Origin of the sequence: Bradyrhizobium sp. NBAIM08 (assembly GCF_020193935.1) — a bacterium.
Classification (GTDB): Bacteria; Pseudomonadota; Alphaproteobacteria; order Rhizobiales; family Xanthobacteraceae; genus Bradyrhizobium; species Bradyrhizobium yuanmingense.
Map to the genome: position 1 here is coordinate 1 of NZ_JADYVR010000841.1, position 411 is coordinate 411.

At 66.2% G+C, this 411-nt stretch carries 1 protein-coding gene; it reads left to right on the forward strand.

From position 1 onward, the window contains the following. The coding region (locus tag I6F37_RS42325) for a hypothetical protein (RefSeq protein ID WP_225154723.1) at positions 1 to 411 on the forward strand (411 nt) is incomplete at both ends.

The window sequence follows — 411 nt, forward strand, 5'->3', positions numbered from 1 at the left end:
ACGAAGAACTGGTCCAGACGATCAAGGATCTCGAGGCCGACGGTCATCCCGCGGATTCCGCGCTGCACCTCGAACTGGCCGGCCGTGATCCGAACGAGGGCACGTCCGATGTCGCCTACCAGAAGGGGCGGTGGTACCTGGGCTTCCTCGAGGAACGCTTCGGCAGGCCTGCCTTCGATGCGTTCCTGCGCGAGTATTTCGATGCACACGCGTTCCAGAGCATCGACACGGCGACATTCCGCGCCTGGCTGCTCGATTACCTGAAGCGTCCCGGTGCACCGGCGATCTCCGCTGCCGAGATCGACGAGTGGCTCTACCGCCCGGGACTGCCGGCGACGATGCCGAAGGTGGCGGAGGACGTCTTTGCGCCGGTGGATCGCGTTGCCGCTGACTGGCGCGCGGGGCGCATCG